10 protein-coding genes are annotated in these 22,407 nt (G+C 47.7%); 5 read left to right on the top strand and 5 right to left on the bottom strand.

All coding sequences use genetic code 11. From position 1 onward, the window contains the following. Nucleotides 1-56 precede the first annotated feature (56 nt). On the bottom strand, nucleotides 57-12,647 hold the full coding sequence (locus tag OL444_RS16225) for an SDR family NAD(P)-dependent oxidoreductase (RefSeq protein WP_264731562.1): 12,591 nt from the start codon (nucleotides 12,645-12,647) through the stop codon (nucleotides 57-59). A 617-nt stretch (nucleotides 12,648-13,264) separates the two neighbouring features. On the opposite strand from OL444_RS16225, the gene OL444_RS16220 reads away from it, so the two are divergent. Both OL444_RS16220 and OL444_RS16215 read left to right on the top strand, forming a co-directional pair. After that, nucleotides 13,265-14,248 carry a T9SS type A sorting domain-containing protein gene (locus OL444_RS16220; RefSeq protein WP_264731565.1) on the top strand — a complete coding sequence of 328 codons (984 nt, stop codon included), beginning with the start codon at nucleotides 13,265-13,267 and terminating at the stop codon, nucleotides 14,246-14,248. 240 nt (nucleotides 14,249-14,488) lie between these two features. Beyond that, on the top strand, nucleotides 14,489-15,016 hold the full coding sequence (locus OL444_RS16215; protein ID WP_264731567.1) for a hypothetical protein: 528 nt from the start codon (nucleotides 14,489-14,491) through the stop codon (nucleotides 15,014-15,016). Nucleotides 15,017-15,258: 242 nt separating this feature from the next. Here the strand turns inward: OL444_RS16215 and OL444_RS16210 are convergent, their stop codons facing one another. From OL444_RS16210 to OL444_RS16195, 4 genes are all read right to left on the bottom strand, one after another. Then, nucleotides 15,259-16,482, bottom strand: a complete 1,224-nt coding sequence (locus OL444_RS16210) for a PQQ-dependent sugar dehydrogenase (RefSeq protein WP_264731569.1) — start codon at nucleotides 16,480-16,482, stop codon at nucleotides 15,259-15,261. A 376-nt stretch (nucleotides 16,483-16,858) separates the two neighbouring features. Continuing rightward, nucleotides 16,859-17,632, bottom strand: coding sequence for a pseudouridylate synthase (locus tag OL444_RS16205; protein WP_264731571.1), 774 nt, complete (start codon nucleotides 17,630-17,632; stop codon nucleotides 16,859-16,861). A 664-nt stretch (nucleotides 17,633-18,296) separates the two neighbouring features. Next, nucleotides 18,297-19,253, bottom strand: a complete 957-nt coding sequence (locus tag OL444_RS16200) for an alpha/beta hydrolase family protein (RefSeq protein ID WP_264731573.1) — start codon at nucleotides 19,251-19,253, stop codon at nucleotides 18,297-18,299. Nucleotides 19,254-19,382: 129 nt separating this feature from the next. After that, a complete protein-coding gene (locus tag OL444_RS16195; protein ID WP_264731575.1) occupies nucleotides 19,383-20,267 on the bottom strand; it encodes a helix-turn-helix domain-containing protein in 885 nt (294 codons plus the stop codon). Nucleotides 20,268-20,863: 596 nt separating this feature from the next. On the opposite strand from OL444_RS16195, the gene OL444_RS16190 reads away from it, so the two are divergent. The 3 genes from OL444_RS16190 to OL444_RS16180 all read left to right on the top strand — a co-directional run bounded on the left by OL444_RS16190 (nucleotide 20,864) and on the right by OL444_RS16180 (nucleotide 22,404). After that, entirely contained in the window at nucleotides 20,864-21,238 is a 375-nt protein-coding gene (locus OL444_RS16190; RefSeq protein ID WP_264731577.1) for a DUF4430 domain-containing protein, read from the top strand. 237 nt (nucleotides 21,239-21,475) lie between these two features. Next, entirely contained in the window at nucleotides 21,476-21,811 is a 336-nt protein-coding gene (locus tag OL444_RS16185; RefSeq protein ID WP_264731579.1) for a PadR family transcriptional regulator, read from the top strand. Then, complete coding sequence (locus tag OL444_RS16180; protein WP_264731580.1) at nucleotides 21,808-22,404, top strand: HAAS signaling domain-containing protein; 597 nt, start codon at nucleotides 21,808-21,810, stop codon at nucleotides 22,402-22,404. The genes OL444_RS16185 and OL444_RS16180 overlap by 4 nt, the downstream gene beginning before the upstream one ends. Nucleotides 22,405-22,407: the final 3 nt, after the last annotated feature.

Here is a 22,407-nt window from a genome sequence, read left to right as displayed (position 1 = left end):
GTTTAGTTAAAATAAATTGCACCAGACCTATGTCCGTTTTGTTTTATCGTATTGCATTAATTTTTATTCCTGACTTTAAAGGCAGCTTTATCAATGCTCGTGGTTCCATTCATCACCTGGTCTATCAGCTGATCATAAAAAACATCATCAAACGTTTTATGCGGAGCTGCATTTCCTTCTTTTCGCAGGGATGTACCCGTTACAGCCGGTATCTGGTTATCCACCCAATATCTTTCTTTTGCAAACGGGTAACCAGGCAAACTGATACGGCCGGGATTTCCTTCTTTATACAGCAGTTTCCAGTCTACCGGATAACCTTTCACCCACACGTCCAGCAACTTGTTGTATTTACGTTTCTCTATCCAGGCCAGCATCGTTTGTACCATATCTTCATCCCGCGTGAATGCATGCAACGCTTCTTTATTTCCTTTTACCTGTCCCTGATATAACAATACTGCGGCCCCTTTCTCCGGCTTCATAAAATATTGCAGGCCTTTCAATAGCTCCTGTATGTCGCCGGCAATAAAGGCCATACGTTCCTCCATCGCCTCTCTGCCTACCTGTAATGTAAAAGCGATAGCAGCCAGGTCTTTGTTTTCATAAGTGCCGGTGGCCAATACCTGGTGCAGCCGGGTGGCCAGCTCTTTCAGTCTTACACTATTACGTGCAGACAGTACAATCATCACCGGGGTTACGGGCAACAGTGGTTTCTCCGGTGCGATATATTCTTCCAGTACCACGTGTGCATTTACACCGCCGAATCCAAAGGAGCTAACGCCTGCACGCAATGGCAATACACATCCGGCCTGATCATACATGGGCTCCCATGGGCGCGTTTGCTGCACTACATAAAAAGGGCTATCCTCCAGTACCAGCTGCGGATTTAATGATGCTGTATGTAAACTTTTCACCAATGTCCGGTGCTGTAATTGTAATAATACTTTAATCATGCTGACGACGCCGGCGGCCACTTCCAGGTGCCCAATATTACTTTTGACGGAGCCAAGGCCACAATAGGCAACACCGGGTGCAGCATTGTTTTGCCGGTATTCCCGGAAGGCAGCTTTCAACGCATTGACTTCTACCGGATCTCCCAGTCTCGTACCGGTACCATGCGCTTCTATGTAACCCACCGTCCACGGCGCTATGCCGGCTTTCTCATAGGCTTTTTGCAGTAAAGCCGTCTGTGCATTTGTGCTGGGGGCAGTCAGGGAGCTTGCATGTCCGCCGTGGTTTTCTGCGGTGCCGCGAATGACGCCATAAATGTGATCTCCATCACGTTCCGCCGCATCCAGTCTTTTCAGCAATAACATGCCCACACCTTCTCCCCGTACATAACCATCTGCCTCTGCTGAGAATGTTTTGCAACGACCATCCTGACTCAGCATACCCGCCTTGCCCAGGCTGATACAGATTTCATGACTGATCAGCGTATTCACGCCGCCAGCCACCGCCATCTCTCCATGTCCCTGCTGAATGTATTCCACGGCCCGATGAATGGCTACCAGTGAACTGGAGCAGGCTGTTTCCACAGGTTCGCTGGCGCCGTGCAAATTCAGCAGATAACTCATCCGGTTAGGCCCTACAGAAGATACCAGCCCGATAGCGCTGAAACCTTCTATCTGCGTATTGCTACGGGATAACAGTTGCGCATACTCGCCACAGGAGATACCAATAAATAATCCCGTGCTGCTGCCCGACAGCTGTTCAGGACTATACCCGGCGTCTTCCATTACTTTCCAGACATACTCCATCAGCAGCCGCTGTTGCGGATCCATATGGTAAGCTTCCTGGGGAGAAATATTAAAAAACAGGGGATCAAAAGCTGCGACATCTTCCATAAATCCACCCCAGGGTAAGGTACCCTCCGCACGCCAACTCCAGCGATCTGGTGGCACTTCACTGATACAGTCCCGTTCTGCCATGAGGTTTTCCCAGAAGGCAGTAATATCTGCGGCCTGCGGGAAACGGCCACTCATGCCTATCACCGCAATGGGTGCGTTGTCCGCCCCGGATAGCCGGCGCGTACGCACCGGCGCAGCTATGGGTACCGGTATTGCAGCTGCCGGTATTTCCTGCCGTACCGATGGTGGCGTTACCGTTGGCGACGGAAGAGAAAACAGGGTCCGATGTTTTTTAGACAGATAGCCTGCCAATGCCGGCAACGTAGGGTATTCAAAAAACAGTGCAGGCGTCAGCGTCAATCCGTAGGTATCATTCAATCCACTAAAGAAAAGGCCCAGCTGAACAGAGTCTAATCCATATTCTGCCAGATCATTCCCATCACCCAGTTGATCTATGGGAATATCCAGCTGCTGCGATATGTGTGCTAATAAGAGCCGATGGATATACTCCTGCAACTCCTCATCGGCAGCCGCTTCATTTGACAACGGCATCACCGCAGATGACGACCTTTCCGGTGTTTGCTGTGTGATCTCTATTGCCCGCAAAGACAAGCCATAAAAACCAACGAGTACGTTTCCCTGCTCATCACACAAATCAATATCCAAACGGGGCATAGCCGCATCTGCACTGCTGCCGGCACTGAAACGAATAATGCTCCAACAGCTATCTCCTGTCAATGTGTTGCCGGATAATAATACTTTATCAAGACTATAGGGAAATAACAAGCGGGCCGGCTGCTCCGTGCCGGTGTTCCGGTATAATACCATGCTGCCTTGCCAGGCACTCTCCAACAGTAAAGGATGCCATTTGTATCCATCCTGCCCGGTGCTTGCCGGCACGGAGAGCTGCACCAATACCCCGGCTGTTCCTTTCCATATACCGGTAATACAACGGCGATGCGCTTCTACACTCAGTCCTGCCTGACGATACCATTCGTAACAGGCATCTCCCGATAAATCATCTGTCATCTCCGATTGCCATGCTGTCATATCATGCACCGGCCAGGCAAGTTGCTCCCGCATATGCCCCATTCCCCGACAATATACCGGCACGGCTGTTGCTACCGCTGCATGCACTTCGTACTGAATACTACCACCCCGCTCCTGCAGGCTAAGCTGCAATGCCACGGGCTTTTCCTGTATCGTTAACAGCTCAGGCCATATGATGTTTGTCAGTTCCAGGTTTACCGGCTGCGTTGCAGACCGCTCCGTTGCAATGAGCAACGCAGCGCGCACCATTTCCAGATAAGCCATCGCCGGCAACAGCGGCTGTCCATTTATGCTGTAATGATGCATCACAGCTTCTTTTCCACTAAATACACTGCTGAAACACTGCTGATAAAGGCTGGAGATATTCGTATGTAAAAGCGGGTGTAACCGGGATAGCGCCCTTGCGGTTGGCAGCACTCCTCCGACAGACATATCTGTCCGGTATACGTCTCTGACAAAAGGATAGACTGGTAAACTAATGCGATAAGGTTTGCCGGCGCCATACAACAAAGCCCAATCTACCTGGTAACCTTTTACCCAAAGTTCCAGCAGCTTATTGTATTTACGCTTTTCCATCCATGTCTGCATGGCCTTCCTCATGTCTTCATCCTGCGCCAGCAAATGCAGCATGTCTTTATTTGCTTTTATCTGCCCGCGATAGATCATCGTCGGGGTATCCGGAGCAGTATGGGTTAACGCTTTTAAGCCGCTGATTACTTCCGGTATATTACCTGCTATAAAGGCCGCCCGTTCCTCCATGGCTTCCCGGCCCACTTGTAAGGTATAAGCAATAGAGACCAGCTCTTTTTCGCTGTACCGGCCCGTCTCCAGCAGCTGATACAACCGGGAGGCTATTGCTTCCAGCCGGTTCCGGTTACGCGCAGATAAAACGATTAATACGGGCCCTGTAAACATCTCCTGTACTGTATCTGCAGGTGGTATATATTCTTCCAATATTACGTGTGCATTTACACCGCCCAGACCAAAGGAACTCACCCCCGCACGCCGGGGTAATGCATTACCTGCTTCATCCCGGATAGTATCCCAGGCACGTGTTTTCTGCAACACATAAAAAGGCGTATTGTCCAGTTGCAGATAGGGGTTCAATACTTCGCTATGCAAGCTTTTCACCAGTGTTTTATGCTGCAGCTGCAACAATACCTTGATCACGCCTGCCACACCGGCTGCCAGTTCCAGATGTCCAATATTACTTTTCACGGAACCCAGCCCACAGACGGGCGCCTGACCCGCTGACAGGTTGTCTCCGAATACCGCTTTCAATGCATTTACTTCCACCGGATCTCCCAGGGCGGTACCGGTACCATGAGCTTCCATATATCCTATGGTAGCGGGAGCCACGCCAGCCTGCGCATAGACCTTCTGCAGCAAAGCCGTTTGTGATGCTCCGTTGGGCGCTGTGAGCGAACTCGCCGCGCCGCCGTGGTTTTCTGCTGTACCACGGATAACGCCATAGATATGGTCCCTATCACGTTCTGCCGCATCGAGTCTTTTCAGCAATAACATGCCCACACCTTCCCCACGTACATATCCATCTGCTCCTGCAGCAAATGTTTTGCAATGCCCATCACGGCATAATATGCCAGCCGAGGCAAACACCTGAGAAGCAATCGGACTAATAAGGGTATTAACGCCACCGGCAATCGCCATTTCACCATGTCCCTGCCGAATATATTCCACTGCCCGGTGAATGGCTACCAGTGAGCTGGAACAAGCTGTTTCCACGGGTTCGCTCGGCCCATGCAAATTCAGGAAATAACTCATGCGGCCAGGTCCCAAAGAAGGCGCCAAGCCGGTAATACCAATTCCATCAACCGTGGGACTATTAATCAGCAACAACTGCATATACTCGTTGGAAGAAGTACCTACAAATAATCCCGTAGGGCTGTCTGACAGTTGTCCGGCACTATACCCACCATCTTCTATCACCTGCCACACATACTCCATCAGCAAACGCTGCTGCGGATCCATATACTGTGCTTCATGCGGAGAAATATTAAAGAATAAAGGATCAAAGGCATATACATCTTCTATAAAACCGCCCCATTGCATGGTCTCCGCGGTACGCCAGTTCCAGCGATCCGCTGGTACTTCACTGATGCAATCACGTTCTGCTACCAGATTTTCCCAGAAAGCCGCTATGTCTGCCGCCTGTGGAAACCGGCCACTCATGCCAATGATCGCAATGTCGGGCAACGCAGTAACCACTTGCACCGGTTGCCGGCGCCGGCGGGACAAGCTGATGTCCGGCGCAACGGCAAATGCATCTTTTATCGCCGGTGTTTCACCAACAGCAGCCTGTGATATAAAATGATGACCGTAAGTATCTCCCAGATAAGCTGATAATGCAGCGATGGTATGATATTCAAAAAAAAGTGCAGGCGTTAGCGTTAGCTGATAAACACTATTCAATTCATTAAAAAAATGAGTCAGCTGAATGGAGTCCAACCCATATTCACCCAGCGAACTATCTTCATCCAGCTGACCTTCCGGGATACCCAGCTGTTTCGACAACCGTAACAACAATAAACGCCGGATATGTTCTTCCGCTGTTCCTCCTGTCAATGACTGCCTGACGTCCGTATTATCCGGCATAACCGTACTGACCAGCTGCTCCATTTTTGTCTGGATGCCACATAATACCAATACACGTGCACACCTGGTGTGCAAGGCCTGGTAAAAACAGTGGATGCCATCGGCAGCCAATAATGGAACAAGCCCCATCGTCTGCAGCATCAAACGCTCCGTAACCGTATCTACCTGCATACCGCCATCTGCCCACAACGGCCAGTTAACAGATAAGGTATGGCCGCTACGTACGCCTGCCATCACCAATTCATTCCGATAGGCGGCGTAATGATCCATAAAACTATTGGCCACAGCATAATCCCCCTGCCCCATATTGCCCACTGCTCCTGCGATAGAAGAAAAACATACAAAAAAGTCCAGGTTATATACGGCACTACGTGCATCCAAATGCAATAGTCCATTCACTTTCGGCGCCAGTACCCGGTTAATTTCCGCGACGTCTTTCCGGATGATCAGGCAGTCGTTGAGCACTCCTGCAGCATGAATAATGCCATCCACCTGCCCATACGTCTGATCTATCCAGTCAAACAACGTATCTACCGCTGCAGCAGCTGTTATATCGCAGGATTTGTATATTGTTCCGGGTGTTTCCATATCCGGTTGTTCGCGGCGACCAATAAGAATTACCCGGGCACCCGGCGCCTGCTGCAATATCTCCGCTCCGAATAAACGCCCCAGTCCACCGTTACCGCCGGTAATCACATATACGCCGGAGGATTTCCAGGGTAAGGGTATCGTTGTATCCTCCTTCCATAAGCGCCAGCTTTCTGTATAACGAAGGCCATCCTGGTACCTGATTTCTTTGTCAACAGTAGCCGCATCTGCCTGCAGCCAGGCTATCAGCTGCGTTGCAGTTACTTCACCCGCGATGTGGCATTGCTGATTGCGCAGCTGCAAACACTCTTTGCAGGCCGTATGCAGTAAACCATTCAGGCCCTGAAATACCTCACTGGCAGCCCCTCCTGCTGTCACCAGTTGCAGTAGTATCCCTCCCGGCGGTAATGATCGTAATAATTCCTGCAGCAAGCTATACAGCTGCTGGCTATACGTATAATATCTTTCTGCAACAGCGCCAGTGGCCTGCAATACGATATGACGGATATTTCCTGATTCTTTTATGATAGCTTCCGGCAAAGCATCCGGCAGCTCACATAAAATCACGATCCTTTCTTCCCGTGGCTTCTGTGGCGGCGCTCCTTTCTCCTCTGCTAACACGGGTATATATAGGAATACACCTGTATCCGGCAGGGTGGCTGCCGGTTTTACAGCCGGCGCCGGGCTGCCGCCTGCAGCTCTTACACCAAGCCCACAGAGGCGCACCAGCATTTGCCCGTTTTCATCGCATACATCTATATCCAGCCGGGGCAACGCCGCATCCCTGTTGCTGCCGGCACTGAAACGAATCAGGCCCCAGTAAGTGTTACCGGTGATGGCCGCCGGAGCAATCAGCGCCTGGTCGAGGCTAAACGGAATCAGTAAGCGGTCCACAGCTTCCACACTATCATTTATAAACAACGCCATCACACCCTGCACGGCACTGTCGACCAAACCCGGATGTAAGGTATATCCCGTACGATCTGCCGAGGCAGATAATGTCAACTGTACCAGGGCTTCTCCTTTTCCCTGCCATAAGCCGGTTATACAACGATGTTCCGTACCATAGTGTAATCCCAGCCGGTCGTACATCCGGTAACATTCCTCTCCGGATAAATATGTTTTATCACAACGCGACCGCATGGCCGCAATATCCCCGACAGGCAATGCCATGAGGCCATGCAGATGGGCTGCTCCCTGGCTATGTAGCTGTTCTTCACCCGTTTCATTCCGGGTATAAATATCATATTGAATGTCTCCTTGCTGTTCATACAAACTGATATGTACTTCTACTGGTTTCTCCGCAACGATCAATGGCTGAAACCAGATCTCCTGTTTCAGTTCAATGACTTCTCCCGGCGCTTCCTGCGCCAATACCACCGCCATACGTGCCATCTCCAGATATGCCATACCTGGCAGCACTTTTTTGCCATTCAGCACATGGTCGCGCAAAAAGAATTCCGTTCCGTTAAAAGTACTGCTGAAGCGCTGTTGTTGTAACGTAGAAGTATTTGATTGTAAGAGTGGATGCAGATGTGATACTGTCTTTTTACCGATTTCATCGGCTACATTGATCCAGTAATTTTCTTTGGCAAAAGGATAGGTCGGCAGACTGATACGACCGGGATTTCCTGTATGATATAATAGCTGCCAGTTTATCGGGTAACCAGCCACCCATGCCAACAAGAGTCTGTCATAGGCTCCCTTTGCTATCCATGACCATCCCTCCTGCTCCCCATCTTCATCTGCCCATACCGTTGCGCTTTCTTTATGGATATTTACTTCTCCCTGATATAAGGTATGCGTTGTTTCCGGCCGTTTATGGATAAATGTTTCCAGGCTGTTTAATAACTCCGGTATATCTGTCACGCAGCAGGCCAGTCGTTCCTTCATAGCCTCTCTGCCTGTTTGCAAGGTATAGGCAATGGATGGCAGATCTTTGTTCGTATACCTGCCGGCTGCAAGGGCCTTATGTAAACCTGCTGCCATTTCGGTTAACCGCTCCTTGTTGCGGGCCGAAAGAACCAGCAACACCGGAGTGGCCGGTACATCTGCCGGTGCTTTAAACGGTGCGTTATATTCTTCCAGGATGACATGTGCATTCACCCCGCCGACGCCAAAAGAACTGACGCCAGCCCGACGAGGCAACCTATTGCCTTCCTCATCATACAACGTTGACCAGTGCCGGGTTTCCTGCACCACATAAAAAGGACTTCCGTTCAGATTCAGGTAAGGGTTTAAAGTTTCGCTATGTAAACTTTTCACCAGCACCTGATGTTGCATTTGCAACAATACTTTGATTACGCCCACAACTCCTGCGGCCAGTTCCAGGTGTCCGATATTACTCTTCACAGAACCGAGGCCACAATAACCGGCCGGCACTTCTTTATAGTCATGCTGCGCCTGCAAGGCGCTGAATGCGGCTTGCAAGGCATTTACTTCTACCGGATCGCCCAACGGCGTACCGGTACCATGTGCCTCTATATAACTAACTGTCCATGGCGCGATACCCGCGTTTTCATACACCTGCTGCAGCAAAGCAGCCTGGGATTTAGTATTCGGCGCTGTGAATGAACTGGCATGTCCGCCGTGGTTTTCGCCACTACCCCGAATGATCCCGTAGATATGATCGCCATCCCGTTCTGCCGCATCGAGTCGCTTCAGCAACAACATCCCTACACCTTCGCCACGCACATAACCATCCGCTGTTGCAGCAAATGTTTTACAACGCCCGCTCTCACTCAACATGCCCGCCTTTCCAAAGCTGACAAAGGAGCCCGGACACATCAATGTATTGATACCCCCGGCAATGGCCATCTCGCTACCACCCTCACGGATATACGTTACTGCCCGATGAATAGCCACCAATGAGCTGGAACAGGCTGTTTCAATGGGTTCACTCGGACCATGCAGGTTGAGTACATAACTCATGCGGTTAGGCCCCACGGAGGAAATTCTGCCGGTAGCAGAGAAGGGTTCTGTTGGCATATTACTCAATGTAATCAGCTCTCCATACTCCGTACAGGACGTACCTATGAATATACCCATACTACTGCCTGATACCTGCCGCGCGCTATACCCACCATCTTCTATCACCTTCCATACATATTCCATGATCAGGCGCTGTTGCGGATCCATATAGGTAGCTTCATGCGGTGCAATATTAAAAAACAAGGGATCAAAGGCGCCTATATCTTCCATAAAACCACCCCAGCGTAAGGTACCTGCTGCGCGCCAGTCCCAGCGATCTGCCGGCACTTCACTGATGCAGTCCCGTTCTGCCAGCAGGTTTTCCCAAAAAGCGTGAATGCCTTCTGCCTGCGGAAACCGGCCACTGATACCAATGACGGCGATACCCACCTGTGCGTGTGCGGCCGGTAATGGCAGCAGGCCAGGTCTAACGCTTTCTGCCGGCTTCTCTTCCCGCCTGCCGGATACAGGCTGCCTTGCAAAGGAGGCCCCATGATGCTCCTGCAGATAGCCCGCCAAAGCAGCAAGGGTGGGATATTCAAAATACAAGGTGGGTAACAGTGATAAATGATAGGTACTATTCAAATAATTATAAAAACGCGTCAGCTGGATAGAATCAAATCCATATTCACTCAGTTGACTGTTCCCATCCAGCTGATCAGGCGTTAGCTCCAGCTGCCGGGCTACCTGTGCTATCAATACCTGCTGTATATGTAGCTGCAACACGTCCTCGTCTTCTTCCGGGATCGGTTGCTGCAGGGATTTTGTGCTTTTCTCTGCAGGAAAAAGTGTATTGCTTTTCTCCTGATTGGGTAGCGCTGCCATTCCCTCCGTGGTAGCTCTTAATCCAAGGCCGCATAAACTAACAACTACTTTCCCCTGCTCATCACATATGTCTATGTCTAACCGGGGCATGGCGGCAACAGCACTACTGTCTGCTACAAAACGCACGATACTCCAATAAGCAGGACCGGTTAAAGCAGTATTATAAAATTTTATTTTATCCAGACTAAAAGGTATCAGCAAATGATCTGCGATAGTATGATCATTGAGCAGCAGTAAACATGTCTGTACCGCGCTATCCAACAATCCGGGATGTAAAATATAATCAGCATGATCAGCAGTAACCGGCACGGCAAGTGCTGCCAGTACTTCATCTTCTCCGCGCCAGCAGGCTTTAATACCGCGATGGGCGGGACCATAATGAGAACCCATGCGGTTAAATATATCATAACAGGCGGCGCCGGAGTAATATCCGGCCGTACAACGCGATTGCAGCTGTGGAATATCCCAGGTGGCCAATACTTCATTTTCCTGCCACCTGCATGCCCCCTGCCCATGCAGGTGCTTTTCTGCTCTATCATCCAGCGTATACACACTAAACCGAAGATGCCCCCCTGTATCCTCCAATGCGATATATGTTGCCTGCTCCTTTCCTGTTACTATTAATGGTTCCGGCCAGACCACCTGCGTTAGTTCAAACATACCTGCCGCGCCAGCCGGCAGTTCCATACCAATTGCCATTGCAGCTCGCGCCATCTCCAGATAAGCCCCCCCCGGGAGTATACGGTGGTTGTCTATTACATTATCCTGGAAAAAAAATTCTTCTCCGCTGAAAATACTCCTGAAACGTTGCTGATACAACGTAGATATATTCACCTGTAATAACGGATGCAAACAGGCCGGCTGGTTATCTTTTACAGGAATCACCTCCCGCGCATCGATCCAATATTTTTCTTTTGCAAAAGGATAGGTTGGCAGCGGTATACGTATCTTCTCTGTACCAGGAAACAGTCGTTTCCAATCAACAGGGGTTCCTGCTATATATAATTCAGCCAGCAGCTTTAGTTTTCGGGTATATTCATCGCGGTTAATCATAACATCACCCGACAATGCCTCTAAAAGCATGTTTCCCGATTCATCCTGCCAGGCAGCTTGTGCCTGTTCGCTTTCTATTTTATTTGCTGCATTTATATCTGATAAGAGATATTGCCGTAGCTCCTCTTTTAGTGTAGCCGTATCCGGTACCACAAAAGCATGCCGTACCCGGAAATGTTCTCTTCCCAACAGGCATGTTACACTCATATCATGCAGACAAATACGAGTATCTTCCTTATCCAGCCAGGCCAGCAAATCTCCGGCTTTCCGGTGTAGTGCAGCCTTGTTTTTTGCAGACAGGCCAATCAGGTAAACAGGACACAGTCTTTTTTCTGCAGGAGATACGAGCGGAGATTCTTCAATAATAACGTGTGCGTTGGTACCACCAAATCCAAACGAACTGACGCCTGCCCTTCGGGGATGATAGTCGGTGGTATGTAAGCTGGCGGCAGGCCATTTCTGCGATTGCGTTACAATATAAAAGGGGCTGTCTGCAATATCAATCCGTGGATTTTGTTTACTAAAATTCACCTGTGCCGGCAGGAGGCCCTCTTTCATGGAAAGTAATACTTTTATTACCCCCGCTACGCCTGCTGCAGCTTCTGCGTGTCCAATGTTAGCTTTCACTGATCCCAGTCCGCAGCTGGCCACCGGCGCTTTATGACCGGCTGTTGTAAATGCGGCCATCAACCCGGCTATTTCTATCGGATCGCCTTTGGGAGTACCCGTACCATGCGCCTCCACATAACTGATGGTTTCCGGTGTAATACCGGCATGTTCCATGGCTGTCCGGATAACGGTTGCCTGTGCCTCCTTATTGGGGTAAGTAATCGTAAATGATTTTCCCCCGTGATTCACTGCACTTCCTTTAATGACACCATAAATAGTATTACCATCTGCCAATGCTTTGTCCAGCGGCTTTAACAATAGTAATCCCGCCCCTTCACTGCGTACATAACCATCTGCCTCTTCATCAAAGGTTCTAATCGTACCGGAAGGAGAAAGCATACCTGCTTTCGCAAAAGCAATATGCTTCGCAGGCGTAAGTATTAGATTGACACCGCCGGCAAACGCCATCTCACATTCTCCCAGCAGGAGTGCCTGTATAGCAAGATGAATAGCCTGTAAAGAGCCGGAACAGGCGGTATCTATGGCAACACTGGGGCCATTCCAGTTATAATAATAGGAGATTCTGTTGGGAATAATTGTAGCAGCCGCGCCGGTTCCATGATACGCGACAATGGAGGTATGCATGGTTCCTTCCAGCAGTTCTTTGTAATCAACATTAAAAACGCCCAGGTAAACACCTGTATTACTACCAGACAAATCACATGGCGGTATGCCCGCATCTTCCAGACAACTCCAGGTAAGTTCCAGCATAATACGTTGCTGCGGATCCATTCTCTTCGCTTCTTCTGCGGATATATTAAAGAAGGCTGCATCAAACGCCGTCACATCCGTTATTACGCCACCCCACTTGCAGGCCTCGCTGTCACGTTCATCCATATCCTGAAATACCGGTTCATCTCCTTTCCATCTGTCTGTTGGTATTTCACCGGTATGACAAGTTCCATTCACGATATTTTCCCAATACTGTCTGTAATCAGTAGCTCCCGGAAACCGGCAGGACATACCAATTACCGCGATGTCGCGGCTCCTGGCAGCTATCGCCTGCTCCTTATTATTTGTTGAGGTTACAGCCATTACAACTATCAGATTTTAGTTATTGGATACAACACTGCAGATAGCCTGACAAATGTTTACAGTACCATTCCAGACCAGCAATTCATTCTTTATGATATAAGCATCACATAGCCACCCACGCTTTTCAGATGAGGGGTCAGTCCATAAAAAATATGTATTTATTTTATCCGGGGATAACTGATAAAAGGTTTTCATTTAACAAGCAACCCAGCAACAGCTCTACTACTATATATGTAATCCGACAATCGATAAAGGTGAAATAACGGAGGTAAATCTTTTATCAATAACTGTACTAACGCATCTGGTGTATCTTGATTGAACCGGGATTTTGAAATTAGTACAATTTAAACATTCACCTTATATTCATTTTGTCCACATTGACTTGCTTGTTCATTTTATTCATTATTACCTGTTCATATTCTCAAGCGAAATCTGCCCTTGGCCATACTGCACGCCTGGGTATTCCCTGATGATCGTATTTACTGCGTGGGCCTTTCGTGACAGCACATCTACTTTTGCACCACATCGTTCCGGCATCCCGACAATCGGGATTCGCTGATGCGTTATTCGTCTTCTTCATGACATTATTTATTCATCCATCATCATCAAACAAAAAAATGAAAACCGCTACCATCTCTTTCCGGATAAAACGGACATGGTTCACTTTTATCCTGTTTATGACTACGCTATCCGTACATGCGCAATGGCAAACAAGTGGCAATACCATCTATTACAATAACGGGTCTGTTGGTATTGGCGCTACTGCGCCGCTCAGGCAATTACATATTGCCAATACCGGATCCGTTGCAGATATGAACCTGGCTGTTTCGGGTCCGGCTGCTTCTATATTATTTGCAGCAGATCAGACACTCACGTCTCCTCTTTTTAGTAAAATAGGGATTGCCACTGCAGCAGGACACTTCGTTGGTTCCAGTCAGGCAGGTGATTTTATTATCAGTGGTTTATCACCTGGCAGAGATATCCTGTTTGTAGCCAGAAGCAGTAGTAGCAGTACCGTTGAAAGACTGCGCATTACCAATAGCGGCAACGTCGGAATTGGCACCACTGCTCCTACCGCCAGGTTGCACAGCAACGGAAATGTTCGTTTTGAAAACATACCCACCGGCACCGGTAGTCCCCTTGTAATTGATGCTGGTGGCAATGTATTCAGAAGCAGCCAGTTTGCACCTGCTGCTGCAGGAACAGCCGCTCCTGATAAAAATGAAGATATCGTTGCGCTGCAGGAAAAAGTTGCCAGGCTGGAAGCAGCGCTGCAGACTATACAGTCGCAACTAAATGCAGTTCATGGAAAAATAGAGGTAGGTACTACAGCACCAGGATTGTATCAGCTGGAAGCGATACCTAATCCGGTTACTTCCGTCACCACTATCAAATATACTTATCCTGCTCACATTGCAGCCGCATTTATCAATGTTAATGATCCCAACGGGAGACTGATTAAACGTATTAATATTACCACTCAAAGTACTTCCATCACTTTATCGCTAAATGATGTACACGTACCAGCCGGCACTTACATTTATGGTTTGGAAATAAATGGGAAAACAGTATTAAGTAAAAAACTGGTACTGATTAAATAGGTATACCTACAACAAATGATCTGATTACAGCGATGTATTTTCACCATCCATCGCTGTAATCCGCCCATACGCCCGGCTCATTTTTCTATCTCTCACAAAAACGATTTCTATGCCCTATTATATTGACCTCCACTGCATTAATATATAATTTAATGGACTGTCATCAAACATCATCAATTAATACTAACTTACATATGCTTCTCTCGTTTTCACTATCATCAGATAAAAACTTCACCTGTCATGGATAAATCTGTCATAACACATGTTCTCGCTCCCTATCCTTTTACGATTTACATGTTTTCATACATGATGGGAGGTATGCTGGCAACGGCGCTATTGGCCCTGTACTTTCACCTCGTCTATTTAATATGGATAGGTTTTTTTCTTTTCATGATTCTCCCACTGGTGATCCAAAAGCACCTATGGAAGCTGGTTAGCCAAAAAGTGGTTGCCCATTTTAATAGCGAATATTTTACATTGGAGATAACAGATAGCAAGACGGGAAAAGTCGTCAATGAAAACATGTACCTGTTCAGCGAAATTAAATTTTATTATATTGGCACATCATCCGGAAATAATAGTACCTGTTTAAAACTGTTCCTTTCAGATGGTAGCAGGGCCAAATATAGTTTCGTTGGTTTAAGTAAAAAATGTACCTCTCAGGAAGCACCCCATGCCGTTGATCAATATATACAAGCCTATAATAAAGGTAAGGACAAACCCCATCAAATAATTCTTTTGCGATGGCCCTATACCAGACGGATCTAACACCTCACGCCACCTTCTCTGATCTTACAGGTTGCTGTTATTTCTTCTTCCGTTATTGGTGAAGCGAGCAGCTATGTATTTTCTACCCGCATGTAAAAGGCTTCAAAACATGTTTGTTTTGAAGCCTTTTTACATGCAAATAAATTTACAACGTATGTACGTTATCGTTAGTAAACAAGATTATAAGCACAAACGGTATTGAAAAAAAACGCAGCCAGTACCATGCTGCCTGGCCTGCTATTTTATGGCGCCACTCTATCGATCCGGTATAATCTGCCCTGATCAGTAACGGCATACAAAGCACTGTCTACCCCCTGGGTGATATCACGAAAACGCTGGCCTTCGCCGGCCAGCAGTCTTTCCTCTCCGGCTACTTTATTATTACTGATGACCAAACGTACGATATGCGTAGCACTCAGCGAGCCAATGAACAGGTTATTTTTCCATTCAGGCACCCGATCGCCGCTGTAGAAAGTCATGCCGCTGGGAGATACCACCGGGTCCCAGTAATAAACCGGTTGCTCCAACCCTGTCTTTTTCTGGATACCTGCTCCTACCGGTTGACCACTGTATTCAATGCCATAGGTAATGGTAGGCCAGCCATAATTTTTACCTGCTTCAATACGGTTGATTTCATCTCCTCCTCTGGGTCCGTGTTCACCTTCCCATAAATCGCCCGTTACCGGATGAATCGCCAACCCCTGCGGGTTACGATGCCCAATCGTATACAATACAGGTAATGCGCCGGCACCACTGATGGAAGGGTTGCCAGGAGCAGGTTGTCCGTCTTTCGTAATACGCAGCACTTTACCCAGTGCAGCCGTAACAGATTGTGCCAGCGGCCGGGTTACGAGGTCAGAACGTTCTCCCGTGCTGACAAAGAGGTTGCCGGTAGCATCAAAAACAATACGCCCGCCATAGTGCAGGGTGCCATTATACGCAGGAGTAGCGCGATAAATAATGGTGGCGCCTTCTATTGTTTTTTCATCATTAGCCAACCGCCCTTTTGCCACTGACGTCAGATTACCGCCCGCTACATTTCCTGAAAACACCCAATATACCATACGGTTCGTACTGAATGCAGGGTCCAGACACAGCCCCAGCAGGCCGCCCTGGCCAGCGCTATTCACGGCCGGCAGACCGGTGATAGGCGCACTGACCGTACCCGTTTTGGTGACGATACGCATCGTACCCCCTTTTTCTGTAATCAGGAGTCTCCCGTCAGGCAGGCTTTTGACGCCCCAGGGGCTGGAGAGTGCGGAAGTAATCACGCTCCCTTTAAACTTAGTCGTTGTTTGTACGCCACCAATTCTTGTCTGCCCTACAAAAGCAGGTTTGTAATTGGTGTTGGGGTCTTTGGTTTCAACAGGTGGAAGTGTAGGACCTTCCAGGCCACCATCATCATGAGAGCAGGCATGTAATGCAAGTACAGCAGTGGCAGTTAGCATCATTAACAGGTTCTTCATTTTTTAGCGGTTTAACGGGTGAAAAATACTTTCAGCTAAATGGATTATCGATATGCCTGAATAAGATCAGGCGTTTTTAATGCAGATAATAATGGCAACTTTGAGTGTCTCTGTACAGACAGTAGAAAAGTATCGTGAAATAGGTCAAGCAACTACAACGGCCGGGTTTTACGTTATGAAGATAAAAACTATTTGCTAAACTTGCTCCTATCCTGCTCCTGCATTTTACGATCCCGGCCCATAAAAAGGCCGGCGATGTTTAGAACGATTGAGTCATAAGCGTTTAGTCATTTACATATAGGATAGGTTCCGGGCTACTGCAGCAGCTATATGGCAGCCTGCTGCTGTTTGCGCACGAAAATCACTTTTCCGGGCATCAATTGGCCGCAAGCATATGGGTTAGTATCGCCGCACATTTCTCTTTGCAGGGGGCATAAAAATGTCCGTGTTTCCAGGTAGCAGATTTGGGAGAGAGCCCCCACCAGAATTCCGCCAGCGCCAGGGGTTCCATTTTCCGGTGGAAAGCATACTGCAACAGTTTGGGGGCCGCACATTCACCCGCTCCGGCCGGCGGCTGCCGATACCCCTGCTGTTCAAAAATATCGACCAGGCTTTTGGTACCGCCCGTCTTGTTCATGAAATGATACTGATCAAAAATTTTCCGTTGCAACGCTATGGAATGCTCTTTGCGTAACGCTTTCAGCGTAGCAATCTTTTCCGTACTGCCGTTATCGTTACCCTGCTCCAGCGCCTTGATTTCCGTATTAATGGCTGTCAGCCGGGTCATGCCTGCATTCAGGAAACCGCCATCAGCCACGCCATCAAAGATAGGCGGCACAAACCGATGATGATGATTGCCCCCCGCCAGCTTGCCGGAAAAAGCAGCCAGATACCCCAGCTCCTGCCGGCTGTTACGAACAACCAGCACCCCAAACATTTTACCAATAACGGCTCCTTCGCCATTGGCGGACAATCCGAAGTTATGTGTCCAATCCTGTTGCTGCTGCAAGTATTGTTGTAATTCAGCGGCCGCTATTTTACACAGGGGATGTATATCATCCGTTACGGAGAAGGTAAGTTCTTTTGCCAATGCTTCTACCGGTACTGAAAAGCGGCAGAAGGCAGCATCCTCATGAAACAATCCCTGCATTCAAATACTATCTGATAAAATAAAAAAGCTTCAGAAAAATCTGAGGCCTGCTGTTAATTTCCATACACGGATGAATAGGTTATGCCAGCCGTGATGGATGATGCGGCGCAAAGGTACTAAAACTGCGTTGTTTGGCCAACTGAGGGAATGGGATGGGGTTAATACGCTTCTCTTCCTGGTGAAGCTACTACCCGAATTTATCCAATAGCCATTCTGGTAAAAGAATGTATCCTGAAAATGTGTTATTTTGAAGAAGACTTTAGCCTTCCATTAATCCATAAATAGATCTCAAACAGTAACAATTATAGTATGTCTGACAAGAAAAAATCAATGCTACAGGTAACTGATCCGGCATTTATTATCAGTGCTGATGAAGCAACCCGTCTTCGAAAAGATATATATCGTTCTGACATTGAGAAACTAAAATTGTTTACGCAGATGCTTCGAACCAATAACTTACTCAAAAGAGCTAAAATAACGCATAAGTAAACAACTAAGCATCTATTGAATACCACTCCTCTTCTATAAAACCGCTTCAAAAGTATATAAACCAGGTCTTCCACCTACCGGGAATTGTTTACCGCTTATAAAATGGCCTGACAGGCCTTGAAATACGCACATTTCAAAGCCTGTCAGGCCACATTACTTTCTACCGGCAGATCACCTATTTTCCATCCACTCGCCCCAATGCATCTGGATGTGCCATAAACCAGGTACGTACCGTTTCCCAGGCAGGATCTTCGGGATAAAGCGCACTGCGGAGGTACGCCCAGGTAAGTTGTTGTACGGCGGCTACCCGGGCAGGATTTTCATCTGAGGTCTCTGTCACCAGGTAGCCGGAAATGCCACCGAGCAAATGTTCTCCTCCGAATAAAGTAGCGAGCCAGTGGGCGCCCGGACTCAACGTATAGGCATCGGTAAACCAGTCCGGTCCTCGTACTGTCAGCGGAGAATTATCCTGATCCCCCGCTACCACGAGTGTCTGTGTGGTCAGTCCTGCATAGCTTTGATTGATATAAGGCAAGTGTTCGGCAGCAAACGGACTGAGGTCTTCCCCACCCCGGCCACTGGCACAAAGCAGCACGCCCGCTTTGATCCGGGGATCAGACCAATCTTCGCCCAGGCTACCATCGGCATTGATCAGCCTTGCACCCAACAGGAGCCCCGACGTATGTGCGCCAAAGGAATGCCCCACGGCAGCAATGCGGCTACGATCTGAGCGGTCTTTCAGCTGCGGCACGGCGTCTTCCAGGAGGTCCAGCTGATCGAGGATACACTTCATATCATCTACCCGAAACCGCCAGATTAAAGGCGTGCGGGGATCTTCATGCGGGATACCCAACATCCGGGAATCGAGAAAGGTAGGCTGGATAACGATGAAACCGTGTGCTGCCCAGAAATTTGCGAGAGGGGCATAACCTTCCGAAGAAGAACCGAAGCCATGTGCAAAGAGAATAATTGGTAACCGGTTGCCGGTTACAGGGGCGGAAATCCTTACCTGCAAGTCGTTCCCACGCCCGGGCACCGACAGTATAACCGGGCTGACAGATATAACCGGTACCGGTGTACTAAGGGTCTTTATCACAGATAGATCTGCGATCGTTGATGCTACTTTTTCCATGATCCTTGTATTTTAAAGTTCATGTGCCGATCTGCCCTGATGGTAGGAGGCTACATGTTATTTATGGATACAAAGCTCTGGTTAAATGACAGGCATTTTTAAAGAGAATCAAACGAAAAACTATGATTTTCAAACCTTCCTTTTATCCTTCCTGAAGGAATTGGGTGTGCTGCCGGTGACCCGTTTGAAGTAGTTATTAAAGTAGCTGGGGTATTCAAAGCCCAGGCCATAGGCGATGTCGGCCACACTCCAGCTGGTATGCTGCAACAGGGCTTTTGCTTCTGCCGTAATGCGCTCCGCGATGTGTACCGAGACGGGTTTACCGGTAACTTCCTTTACGGCGCGATTGAGATAGTTTTCGTGTACCGCCAGTCTTGCAGCGAAGTCCTGCGCTGTTCTGACGGAAAGCGGCTCCGCTGCGGCGACGATCGGAAATTGTTTTTCCAGCAACTCCATAAATAAGTAGGTGATCCTGGTAGCGGCATTTTTTTGCTGCTGTTCGGGTTGTGGCTGTATACTCAATGCCTCGTGGATAATGAGGTCTATACAGCTCCTGATCATCTCATCTTTCCGGGCATAATCGCCACTATAGACGGATAACATCCTTTGATAAATACCGCCGATAAAGGCGGCCTGTTTGCGGTTCACCGGAATCACCGGCGTGCCCTCGAAGCGGAAGATGGAAGCATTCAGCAAACTGTCTTTCCGTTCTCTGTTGCCGATAAAACCTTGGGTAAACAGACAGGCATAACCCTTTTGTTCCGGCGAGCGGTGCTCACAGGAATAAGGTATATGCGGGTTCGCAAAAAACAGGAACGTGCCGTTGATATCAATGGTCTGATCACCATAACAAAAATGCATATCACCCGTGCCCAGCACTATTTTATAGCAATCCCTTCTACCGTAGGCCAGTACCGGATAGGAGGGTCCGGTAATCTCCTGGACTTTAAAACCTTTCAGTTTTAGATCCCCGGCATGAAATGTTCCACCTTTACAGGTCGCCTTACTATTCATCCCGCTAAATTAACAAAATCAAACCTGATGTTAGCTGTCCATTTTCTATACAGCCATCCTTTTGTTTTATCCTGCGAGCATAACAAGCTACACATTATGCAACCAGCATCAGCATAATAACAAATTTAAAATGAACACCTTAGCATACGCCCTATGGCTATTTAATGAAAATTCATTTATTCCTGCTACAAAACAATAATATGTACTTAACTTTACACACAAATAATCATTAAAGCGGCTATCCGGATAAGCTAAGCAAGGCCCCAAACATCATATAGTCACAAGCCTGTAACAGTCGTTCCTTACTTATTCAGCCCTGCATATCAGCATCGTTCAATAACACGTACTTATCGGAATAGGTATTATCTGCCTGACTAATCCTTTATTATTATGTAGAAAAGGATTACCAGCAGATCAGCAATCGAGCCTGATATGGCAGGCCTATCACTTTACTTTCAACACCTCACCGGAACAGCTGCTCCCTACGGCGTAGCAACAGGTCGTTTTCCTGCTTGCATCTATACATCCACCATAGGGGAAGCAGGATATTTTGTATGGAAAATACATTTTCATTATAAACCCTAATACTTACAATTATGGTAACACTCACAATTACTGGAGGTCCCTCTATTCAATTTCCATGGCAGAACAACATGACAGGCCAAACCGCAATGGAAGCGGCCTATAATGCATCCGCCAGCGGCACCCTTACCTTTCTCCTGCAATTTTATGGATCGTCCCTTGGGTACCTGGTTGACATGATCAACGGAACGTTTGATACGGCTATCTCTTCCGGTCAGCCTTATTTCTTCTGGGACTTCATCGTGAATGGGGTATCTTCCTCTACCGGTATTGACAGTACCTCCATCAACGATGGAGACGTCATCACCTTTACCTTTACCACCTATAATGCGGAAGCCCATGCAGCCACCACACTGGCTAATAAATTCAAGGTTAAATCTGCCTTATAGCCCCCTGGCTACTTACAGGTAATCGCAAGGTTTATTAGTCCTTGCGAGTATGGATCCATCAATCCGGGATTTTCCGTTTGCCCGGCCAGTACTTTTTCTATCACCGGATATTTTAGCAGCCCTGCCAAGCGGGGCTGCATCATTTATACTCCACTCAAAATGAACCACTTAATCTCATCATCTTTTCTTGTCTTAAAATACCTAGCATAACTATGTACTTTGTTATATATTTACTGCATGAATGAAACCTTTGTAACAAATTGGAAATCCCAGGTTAAAAAGGGAACCCTGACTTTCATCATCCTGAATATTCTTAAAGGGCATGAGTATTATGGCTATGAACTCATTGAACAGATCAGAAAGCATACTGATATGGATATCGCCGAAGGCACGCTCTATCCGCTGATGAACAGACTTAAAGCCGAAAATCTGGTGGATTCCAAATGGGTAGAACAGGAAACGGGGATCCCCCGCAAATATTATTGTCTGACCGAAACAGGCACAAAAACCCTGATTCAAATGAACAAGTATTGGAAAAATCTGGAAATCGCGATACAAAAAATAATTAAATGAAAACAGCCAACATCTCATTCAACCAGGAAGCTTCGGGCAGAATCTATCAGGATTATATGCAACGCGTCAGGAAGGCAACCCATTCCCTTTCAAAAGCAAATCAGGACGACATCTACATGGAATTGAACAGCCACATTTTTGAAGCGATGCAACAAAAAAATACTGTCCATGAAATAGATGGTTTACTGGATATTCTGGAAAAGCTGGGCGCTCCGGAAGAGGTATTAAAACCATTGGTAGCTGATAAAAAATTAGCACAGGCCACCACCACTTTCAATCCTGTCCATGTTTTCAAGGCACTGGTACTCAACTTTACAAATGGTATCTCCTACATTATTTTCTTTATTTTATACCTGCTGTTATTCGGATTTATATTTTTGATTTTTGCCAAGATCATACACCCGGCGGAGGTAGGATTATTTTATAAAGATACCACGTTTATGGTGTTAGGCATGCTGAAAGGTACTCATCCTCCTGGCGTCCGCGAATTATTGGGGAACTGGTTTATACCTGTCATGTTATCTGCCACTATCCTGTTTTATCTGCTCATCACCTTCTTCTTAAAGCTCAAAAAGCGTATCAACCAACGATAATTT

Origin of the sequence: Chitinophaga nivalis, assembly GCF_025989125.1 — a bacterium.
Taxonomy (GTDB): Bacteria; Bacteroidota; Bacteroidia; order Chitinophagales; family Chitinophagaceae; genus Chitinophaga; species Chitinophaga nivalis.
This window is presented reverse-complemented; position numbering and strand designations above follow the sequence as displayed.